This is a genomic window from Clostridium sp., from assembly GCF_036639235.1.
Lineage (GTDB): Bacteria > Bacillota > Clostridia > Clostridiales > Caloramatoraceae > Clostridium_AB.
Genome location: NZ_JAVWJB010000051.1, coordinates 1 through 9,876 on the forward strand (window position 1 = coordinate 1; position 9,876 = coordinate 9,876).

The following is a 9,876-nucleotide window of genomic DNA, read 5'->3' on the forward strand; positions in this document are numbered from 1 at the left end:
AAGATGATTAAATTTTCTCCGTCCATTCTGTTGCTTTGTTTCATGATAAGACATTGTATACTAGGCTGTACCCTTGGGTTTGGACTTAGAAGGTCTTAGATGTAAAATGCCTAGACCCTTAGGGAAGGCGGGTGTTTGAGCAAAGCGAGTTTGGGTCTGCCCCTTGGGTATAGCCAGCCCTTAGGGTATCGGCATTTTACGTCTTAGAGCTTCTTGGACAAATCCCAGACGTGGTCAGAATAGTATACAATGTCTTATCTGTATAAAGTAAAAAAAAGACTGGAATCAAAATTTAATCATCTTAATTCCAGCCCATATTAATTAGATAAGCTCTGCAGCTTTCTTAATTTCTTCAACCTTGTTTAGGTTTTCCCATGGAAGGTCTAAGTCGTTTCTTCCAAAGTGTCCATAAGCAGCTGTTTGCTTGTAGATAGGTCTTCTAAGGTCTAGGTCTCTTATAATAGCACCTGGTCTTAGGTCAAACACCTTCTCTACTATAGCAACTATCTTCTCATCTGACATTTTACCTGTACCGAATGTTTCAACTCTAATTGAAACTGGCTTTGCAACTCCGATAGCGTATGCAACTTGAACTTCTATCTTATCAGCAAGTCCTGCAGCTACTAGGTTCTTAGCAACCCATCTTGCAGCGTATGCAGCTGAACGGTCAACCTTAGTTGGATCTTTCCCTGAGAAAGCTCCTCCTCCATGTCTTCCGTATCCACCGTAAGTATCAACTATAATCTTACGTCCTGTTAGACCTGCGTCTCCTTGAGGTCCACCGATAACAAATCTTCCCGTTGGGTTAATAAAGTATCTAGTGTTCTCATCTAGTAGGTTCTCTGGAACGATTGGCTTAATTACGTTCTCAATAAGATCCTTTTCTATTTGATCTCTAGTTACTTCTGGTCCGTGTTGTGTTGAAATAACTATAGTGTCTATTCTAACTGGAGTTTCTCCATCATATTCAACTGTTACCTGAGTCTTACCATCTGGTCTTAGGTACTCTAAAGTTCCGTTTTTTCTAACTTCTGTTAGTCTTCTAGCTAATTTGTGCGCTGTAGCTATTGGTAGTGGCATGTATTCTTCTGTTTCACGACATGCAAAACCGAACATCATACCCTGGTCCCCTGCACCTACTGAATCAATGTTAGTTTCCATTTCGCCTTCCTTTGCTTCAAGAGCCTTGTCAACTCCCATAGCAATATCAGCTGATTGCTCGTTAATAGCAGTTAGCACTGAACATGTTTCTGAATCGAAACCGTATTTCGCTCTTGTGTATCCAATTCCTGCTACTGTTTCTCTAACTACCTTTGGGATATCAACATAACATGATGTTGTAATCTCTCCCATAACCATAACCATACCTGTAGTAGTCGCTGTTTCACAAGCAACTCTAGCCATAGGGTCCTTCTCAAATATAGCATCAAGTATAGCGTCAGAAACCTGGTCACACATTTTATCTGGATGTCCTTCTGTAACTGACTCAGAAGTAAATAATAATCTTGCCATTGTAAATCCTCCATTTTAATATATTTAAATACGGCTATTGTTTTAGAGGAAAATCATTAAAAAAAGCTCCTCCGACAAGGAAGAACTTCATATATTAAAATCTCCTCATCTACCAGAAATATTATATTCTGCAGGAATTGGCACCTGATGTAGCAAATGCTACCGGTTGCCGGGTTTCATAGGGCCAGTCCCTCCACCTCTCTTGATAAGTTAACCGTATTCATTTCGTTTTTACTAGGTGAGTATATCACAGGTGATAATTGTTGTCAATATATTTGAAAATTTTTTCAGAAAATGTAAAAAAGGGCAATAAAAAACTCAAGCTAAAAGCTTGAGTTTTGGTGGAGCAGGGTGGATTCGAACCACCGAAGTCACCGACAACAGATTTACAGTCTGCCCCCTTTGGCCGCTCGGGAACTACTCCATGTATGGAGCCGGCAATAGGATTTGAACCCACGACCTACTGATTACAAGTCAGTTGCTCTACCAACTGAGCTACACCGGCATATATGGTGGAAACAACAGGGATCGAACCTGTGACCCCCTGCTTGTAAGGCAGGTGCTCTCCCAGCTGAGCTATGCTTCCATGTGTCAACATCTCCTGCTGACAAAGATTATTCTATCATCAACAAAAGATAATGTCAACACTATTTCTTTAAAAAATATTTTTAACTTAAGTTTAGCTTCTTTTCTAGTATATAAGTTGTTCCAAAGAACATTAAAGCACATTCAATAACTGATATAAATGTTAAATAATACATTAAATTCTTGAATTGAGTAAATATCGCAATCTCATCACCTATAGGTTCAAGCATAGATGCCGGTATTATAATCTCTGCAACTAATGATAATAGAAAGCTAACAACAAAGTAAGCTATAACACTTGCTGCAACCTTATATCCTGTAAACTTGGGCATTTGCCCAATTGCCATTGCAAGGTAGATTGTAAATATTGATGAGAAGTATGATATAAGTATAATAGCAATAAATAACCATAATGAAGTTCCTAAACTGCTATATATTTCAGGTGGTAGAGAATCTTTTATTGCAGCTGTTATATCTGACATATTTATCATAGCGAATATCTCACGAATCTCACTATCAACAAGCATAGCCTTAATAACCTGCATAAATACTATAATTCCAAATGCAAGAAGCGAAACTATTCCACTTAGTATTGCCCAGAAAGTAGCAACTAGCCCCTTTGAAAGAACAATGCTTTTAATGCTTACCGGAATAGTAAACATTAAATACCCTTCATCTCCAAGTAGATTCTTATAAAATCTTTGAACAGTAACAACAATTGTAACTACCCCAAGTGCAATAACTAGTGCAATTAATACTATGATTCCTATCATTTGATAGTTACTAGGTTCTATCATATTTATATTAAGTAAAAACCCATTAAATATGGCAACTAAAATAATAACTAAATATAGTGGTAAAAACGTTCTACTTGTAGCCTTAAATTCGTATTTTAATAATTTCCCTAACATTTAAACTCCTCCCTAAATAAAGAATCTATAGATTGTCCCTTTTCTTCTCTTATAGACTCTGCATTTCCTTGCAGCTTAATATCACCATAAGCTAGGAATATAACCTCATCACATATACTTTCTATTTCATTAATTAGGTGGGTTGCAATTAGTAATGTGCTGTCCTCGTTGAAGTTTTGCATAATTGTCTTGATAATATAACTTCTTGCAGCAGGGTCTACCCCTCCAATAGGCTCATCTAGTATATAAAGCTTAGCATTTCTAGCCATAACAAGAATAAGTTGTACCTTTTCCTTAGTTCCCTTTGACATTGCCTTTAGCTTCTGACTTTCATCTATATCAAGATCCTTAAGCATTGATAACGCTCTATCCATATCAAAGTCACTATAAAAATCCTTAAAGAACTTTAATATATCACGAACTCTCATCCATTCATTAAGATATGTTCTCTCAGGTAGGTAAGAAACTATTTGCTTAGTTTCAATTGATGGAGATTTGCCATCTATTAGAATTTCTCCATCTGATGGTGTTAATAAACCATTTATAAGCTTAATCATTGTAGTCTTACCACTTCCATTAGGCCCTAGTAGCCCTACAATCTTTCCCTTTGGAATATTAATATCAATATTATTAAGTGCTGCCTTAGCACCATATTTTTTGGATACACCTTTAAACTCGATAATATTATCCATTACTTCATCCCCTTTATATTACTTTCTATTAAATTAATCATATCTTCATATGTATACCCAAGGCTTTTCAGAGTAGTTACAAGTGCCTCTATTTCCTTAGATGCTAAGGAATCCCTCATAGAATCTATTTTCTCCTTGTCGTCACATACATATCTCCCGCTTGTTCTATTAGAAAAAACAAGTCCATCCCTCTCAAGTTCCGCAAATGCCCTTTGCATAGTATTAGGGTTAACATTCATCTCCTGGGCAAGTTCTCTAACTGACTTAAACTTACTACTTGGCTGAATCTCCCCTGATGCTATTTTAAACTTAAGATAATCTATAATCTGAATGTAAATAGGCATATTCTTATTAAAGTCCACCTAATCACCTCCTTATTGTATTAAGTGCTTAATACAATAATATTACTTATCTTATTCTTTGTCAACAAAAAGACACCTATTTCTAGGTGTCCTTAACTTATTGACAAAGAAATATTTTTACAAAATATTTCTTTGCCTTATAAAAACTTAAAATCCATGGTCAAGGGGGACCTGCGCCGCCGCAGACCATACCTTTCAAGGGATGCGTGACGCTTTAGGGTTGCCTCAGTAGCTTTAGCATCCCTTGGCAAACCTCATGAAAAACCTGTTTTTCATGACAGCCTGTTGACTTTGTCAACAGGCTGCTAGGGCTTTTATATAAAAATATCTTTATGGCGTAATACTAGTATCTTCCTTAATATCTAAGGATTTTTTCTTATTTATATAATTGTATATGCTTCTTCCAAGCATAATAGCTAGAAGCACCGCTCCTACATATCCGTTAATAACATATACAACATTAACAAGCTTCGCAAATGGGAGTAAAAGTCCAACTATAGCTCCAACTACAACTAGCACTATAGTTGAAATTTTAAATTTCTTAGTCCCTTCCTTTGTAAATCTAGAAACAACATTAAACATTAAAGGTACCGCTGTTGTATATATTCCAGCCATTATTATTACTGCAAATACAGTTCCTAAAAACGGTGCTATATCCTTAGCTAGATAAAGCATAGGAATTTGACTTCCTGCAACTGAATTAATACAAGCCATTAACCCTAGTGCTACAATCATTACTGCAACTGAAAATGCAACTGCTCCTGCTGCTCCTCCACAGATCGCTTCCTTCTTACTATTTGCCCTAGTTCCCATAGCCGCTAAGAATGCTGCAAGCCATAGCATACAGAATCCAACATATGAAAATGCTGCAAAATACCATGTACTAGATGCTGTTATAAGACTTCCACCCTCTGTTAAGCTAGCTATTGATGATGCTACTATTGATGGGTCTAAATACTCCATGTTTTTAAATATTGAATATAAACCAAGTAATATTGATATGACAACAATTAAAGGGCCTATTTTCCCAATAATGTCTACGATTTTATTAAGCCCCATTAGTACTGTTATTAATACTAGAGCTGCTATAATTAATCCCCCAACCATAGGGTGTAATTCGTAATGCTGATTTAACGTGGCTCCAGCTCCTGAAACCATAACCGTAAAAGATAAGAAACAAAATAACGTTGAAAAGTAATCAAAGAATTTACCAAGTTTTTTACCACAGTAGTAAGAATATATATCACTACCCTTTTCAAAGTTCTGACTTTGACCAACTGTTATGAAACTTGAACATACATAAACAAGTAATACAAGAGTTAATAATGCTCCTGCTATTCCTAAGTAACCGTATGAAGCAAAGTACTGAAGTACTTCTTGACCTGTTGCAAAACCTGAGCCAATTAGGAAAGCTATAACTGCACCTGCAAAGGTTATAACCATTTTTATCCGTACTTTATCATTGCCCATAAATACCACTCCTAAAATATATGCCTACAATTAATTTTTAACTATTAAGAAGGGGTCTATTAAAATTGTAGGCATACTTATTTGTTATTTTAGAAAAGAGTTTGTTCGCTTATGTCTGTACTTAATGATGCTAATGCTCTATCTACAAGATTGTATCTAATTTTAGCTTCATCCTTTGATGAGATTTTTGGATCTCCAACTGGATGTGGGATTGCTACTGTTGGGACTATTCTGTTTGCACCAACTGATTGGCAAATAGTAGTTATTGTAGCCATATGAACTATTGGAATTGAATATCTTTCTATTTCTTTAACTATTGTTGCCCCGCAACGTGTACAAGTACCTCAGGTAGATGTTAATATAACACCATCAACTCCTGCTTCCTTTAGAAGTTTTCCTATTTCCTTTCCAAACTTAACTGAGTTAGCAACTGATGTTCCTGTTCCAGTTGTTGTATAGAAGTATTCGTGAACTTCTCCTATTTTTCCTTCTTTTTCGTATTCTTTAAGTATATCAAGTGGTACTACCCTATCCGGCACATCATTTGCATATACTGGGTCATATCCACCATGAATAGTGTAATATCCTCCCTTTAATGCATCTATTGATGAAACATCATATCTGCCCCACTTTTGTGCACTTGCAGATTGAATCTTATCCGGGTTACCATTTGGAACTATTCCGCCTGTTGTAACAAGGGCAATCTTAGCCTTTGAAATCTCCTTAACTGGAGGTGCTATATCAACCATATTAAATACTGGCATAGGAAGTTCTGTTTCAAACTCTCCTCCAGTTAATCTTTGAATAAGCATATCAACAGCTCTTTCAGAACCTCTCTTATCAACTATAACTGTTTTTCTTTTTCCCTGGGCTATATATCCCTCAACATCTGGAAGGTCAAGTTCTACTCCCTTTAGGATTTTTTCTGTTATTAATGCCATATTAGCTATAGCTTTTCTCATACCTGCTGCTGAGTCTGTTGTTGATGATATTATAACCCTATCTTTACATGTATCTATACCAGGGTTTTCCTTATACATTCCTGTAATAGCAGGTAGTTTAAGCTTGTCTACAACCTCCTTAGCAATTGTTCCACAGGCCATTCCATATCTTCCTGCATTAAATGCAGGTCCTGCTACAACAATATCAGGGTTTGCCTCTTTTACCATAGCAAGTATAGCCTCTAGTGCCTCGTCCTTATTTTCATTAAAGTAGTTGTCTCCACAAATTATTGTTCCAACTACATCTCCAAATTCCTTTATGTTAGCATTAAACCCAAGTGATGGTCCAACAAGCCCTTCCCTATATTCAGGCATCATATCAGCCTTGTCTTCTCCACCTACTTGACCAAAGAATTGATTCACATAATATAAAACCTTAAATCTCTCTGACATGTTAATTCCTCCAATCAACCTTATTAATATAGTTTCGCTGTTAGATTGTGGTATCCAATTTCAGATGTTGCCCCTATAACAGCATTAAGCTCACAAGTTATTGTTCCATCTTCCTTCAGTGAACCATCCCATCCACCTGAAAGTGTTGAAATAGCCTCTGGGTTTCCTATTACCCTATCTGGAACCTCAAGATTAACAAGGTGACTTACGTTACCTCCTGAAACAACAGCTATAGCTTCCTTTGCAGTATCTGCAAGTGGCTGGCTCATTCCATCCCATCCTGAACATTCATCTGTAATAAGAACTGTTTTAATACCTGAGTTTTCAAGTCTCTTACAAATCATTAATAAGTCAGAGTCTGGATTTCCATACCCTTCCTCAGATACTATAACTCCATCTGCACCTAGCATTTTACAAAGCTTTGCAGTATAGTCACATGTTCTAAACTTTCCTTCAAGTGTTGTAAGCTCTGGGTTAACAATTACCCCTATAAAGTTAATATCTTTTCCATGTCTTTTATATAAATCAAGAATTACTGAATTATTTTGATGTTGATATGTTGTAATCTTGTCACATGCAGCAACGCAGTTACCACTGATAAGTGCCCCGTCTAGCTCCTCATTAGGATGCATTAGGGTTGGTATAAGCTGTGATGTATTTACTCCATATAGATATCCATCATGAAGTAATCCCTGTGAAATTAACATTTCTACATATAGTACCTTTGGAAGGTCTTTATGTTTTTCTGATTCTTCTACCATATTTCCTATTTCATATGTTAAAACCTCATCTGGCTGAACATCCTTACCTGCAAGTCCTACAAGTTCTGCTGCTTTAAGCCCTACTTGTCTTACCGTATCCTCATGTTCATGTGGTTCAAGTCCCTCAACAGGAGTTATATCTACTACTAAATTATATGTTTTAGAGAATGGTGTCCATTTAGCTCCTTCCCCCCACATATCAATTACACCTTCCTGGAAACCTACTATGTCTCCAATGGTTACAATAGCAGCTCCATGAAGTACATTTACTTTACCTTCTCCTAGCTGTGCTATTTTTGATGTTACTCCAGGAAATCCATTTCCTGCTCCTTCGATTTTAACCCTTGGCTCGATTACGTCTTTAACAGGGATTATTCTAAGCTTCTCACCAGGTCTTGCAATGTCTAGCATTACTTCCTTAACCCTAGTATCCTCTTTTAGCACTTTAATAATTTCTTCCTTGTTAACTATTAAAGTACCCTCTCTAACCTCTGTCTTTTCTCCAAATTGAATGTCGTTAATACTAATTCTTCTAAGTTCAAGTTTCAAAGAAAACACCTCCCAAAAATTAAAACCAATTTAACCTACAGCTTGTCCACTTTCTACTAAAGCAGACTTTAAAAGTTCTAGGTCTATAAAAGCATAGTCACTAGCATTCTTCACATCAACATTTCTAGTGTTCATGTGCTGATCATACTTAACAATACTAGTTTCTATGATTTCTACGTGTTCAAGGTCCATATCCCCATCCCCTACATCAACAACAATTGATCTATAAGGTGAGAATAAAACCCTAAGACTTGCACCTAGTGGATAGGTAACTAGTCTAGATCCACTATGAATTAGGCTTCTTGTCTTAACTAGCACATCCCTCATATCTGAATCAATATAAATAACCTTTTCATATTGACTAAGAACCCTAGGATTATTAGTTATAATTACTCTTTCCACTACATCACTTCCCTAAATCATTTTCTATATACACTATATAATATGTATTTATATTTTAAATATACATTGTGTATATTATTAGTTTATTTTATAACAACCTATTATGCAAGGGTTATTTTTATAATTTTCTAAAAATTCAGTACATTTTAGAGAAAGTACAAAAATAAAAATGCCCCTCTTAAAATAAGAGGAGCATTAATCTTTTCCCGTAGTTATATAATTTTATAGCATTTCTTCCTTAATCTTTTGAACAAAGGCGTCTATATGTTCCCTAGATGCTTTTACTATTTTCTCATCATCCTTAGCCTTAATAGCATCAAGAACTCCCTTTAGTGTAACAGTAAATATATCCATGGAATTAATATAGTTCTCTGAATAATGCCATAGTCTTTCTGTGTGAATATGAAGATCATACAGAATGTTTTTTAGACATGGGTTATTACATTTATCAAGTATTATCTTATGGAACTTCTCATCAAGTATAATAGCCATCTTATAGTCAGTTTCTATACTCAATGTATTAAGTTCATCTAAAATCCCCTGAAGATTCTTAATATCCCCTTCTTGAAGTCTAGCAGCTGCAAGCTTTACAGCAAATGGTTCCATTTCCCTAGTTACTTCAAAAACAGATTTCATATATCTAAAATCAATATGGGCAACCTGTGCACCAAACCTTGGAATAATTTGAAGCAGCTTGTCTGCACTAAGTTTTTGGAAGGCTTCCCTAATGGGAGTTCTACTTACATCAAACTCACTTGCAAGGTCTACCTCATTTAATACCATACCTGGTTCAAACTCAAGATATATTATTTTTTCTTTAAGTATCTCATATATTCTTAAGGCCTCATTTTTCTTAGCCATGCTATTCACCCTACCATCATCTTGAAATATTTTCTTCGTATTTGAAAACATTATATCATAAATTATAAAAAATACATAAAAAAAGAACTTAGAATTACTTCTAAGTTCTTGGTGGAGCAGGGTGGATTCGAACCACCGAAGTCACCGACAACAGATTTACAGTCTGCCCCCTTTGGCCGCTCGGGAACTACTCCATGTATGGAGCCGGCAATAGGATTTGAACCCACGACCTACTGATTACAAGTCAGTTGCTCTACCAACTGAGCTACACCGGCATATATGGTGGAAACAACAGGGATCGAACCTGTGACCCCCTGCTTGTAAGGCAGGTGCTCTCCCAGCTGAGCTATGCTTCCATATTGGCTTTCCATACTTAA

The 9,876-nt window shown here is 36.1% G+C and carries 9 protein-coding genes, 6 tRNA genes and 1 riboswitch; all 15 genes read right to left on the bottom strand.

Annotation, left to right across the window (positions count from 1 at the left end; all coding sequences use genetic code 11):
• Positions 1–321: 321 nt before the first annotated feature.
• A complete protein-coding gene (gene metK / locus RR539_RS09500) occupies positions 322–1,512 on the bottom strand; it encodes a methionine adenosyltransferase (RefSeq protein WP_332483857.1) in 1,191 nt (396 codons plus the stop codon).
• 102 nt (positions 1,513–1,614) lie between these two features.
• Positions 1,615–1,724, bottom strand: a riboswitch (SAM riboswitch).
• A 127-nt stretch (positions 1,725–1,851) separates the two neighbouring features.
• Positions 1,852–1,936 (bottom strand) — tRNA-Tyr (locus tag RR539_RS09505).
• Between the two features lie 5 nt (positions 1,937–1,941).
• Positions 1,942–2,017 (bottom strand) — tRNA-Thr (locus RR539_RS09510).
• Between the two features lie 5 nt (positions 2,018–2,022).
• A tRNA-Val gene (locus RR539_RS09515) sits at positions 2,023–2,098 on the bottom strand.
• A gap of 82 nt (positions 2,099–2,180) precedes the next feature.
• Entirely contained in the window at positions 2,181–3,008 is an 828-nt protein-coding gene (locus tag RR539_RS09520) for a hypothetical protein (RefSeq protein ID WP_332483856.1), read from the bottom strand.
• The gene (locus RR539_RS09525) at positions 3,002–3,700 is read right to left on the bottom strand and encodes an ABC transporter ATP-binding protein (RefSeq protein ID WP_332500370.1); all 699 of its coding nucleotides are present in this window, start codon (positions 3,698–3,700) and stop codon (positions 3,002–3,004) included. The genes RR539_RS09520 and RR539_RS09525 overlap by 7 nt, the downstream gene beginning before the upstream one ends.
• Positions 3,700–4,062, bottom strand: a complete 363-nt coding sequence (locus tag RR539_RS09530; protein WP_332474645.1) for a GntR family transcriptional regulator — start codon at positions 4,060–4,062, stop codon at positions 3,700–3,702. The genes RR539_RS09525 and RR539_RS09530 overlap by 1 nt, the downstream gene beginning before the upstream one ends.
• A 330-nt stretch (positions 4,063–4,392) precedes the next feature.
• Positions 4,393–5,532, bottom strand: a complete 1,140-nt coding sequence (locus RR539_RS09535; RefSeq protein WP_332474644.1) for a YkvI family membrane protein — start codon at positions 5,530–5,532, stop codon at positions 4,393–4,395.
• 89 nt (positions 5,533–5,621) lie between these two features.
• Positions 5,622–6,926 carry a glycine/betaine/sarcosine/D-proline family reductase selenoprotein B gene (locus RR539_RS09540; protein WP_332474643.1) on the bottom strand — a complete coding sequence of 435 codons (1,305 nt, stop codon included), beginning with the start codon at positions 6,924–6,926 and terminating at the stop codon, positions 5,622–5,624.
• A gap of 23 nt (positions 6,927–6,949) precedes the next feature.
• A complete protein-coding gene (locus RR539_RS09545; RefSeq protein ID WP_332483798.1) occupies positions 6,950–8,236 on the bottom strand; it encodes a glycine/sarcosine/betaine reductase component B subunit in 1,287 nt (428 codons plus the stop codon).
• 30 nt (positions 8,237–8,266) lie between these two features.
• Positions 8,267–8,638: a GrdX family protein gene (locus RR539_RS09550; RefSeq protein ID WP_332474641.1), complete on the bottom strand. Its 372-nt coding sequence runs from the start codon at positions 8,636–8,638 to the stop codon at positions 8,267–8,269.
• A gap of 222 nt (positions 8,639–8,860) precedes the next feature.
• Entirely contained in the window at positions 8,861–9,499 is a 639-nt protein-coding gene (locus RR539_RS09555; protein WP_332474640.1) for a GntR family transcriptional regulator, read from the bottom strand.
• Positions 9,500–9,608: 109 nt separating this feature from the next.
• A tRNA-Tyr gene (locus tag RR539_RS09560) sits at positions 9,609–9,693 on the bottom strand.
• 5 nt (positions 9,694–9,698) lie between these two features.
• Positions 9,699–9,774, bottom strand: a tRNA-Thr gene (locus tag RR539_RS09565).
• A gap of 5 nt (positions 9,775–9,779) precedes the next feature.
• Positions 9,780–9,855, bottom strand: a tRNA-Val gene (locus tag RR539_RS09570).
• Positions 9,856–9,876: the final 21 nt, after the last annotated feature.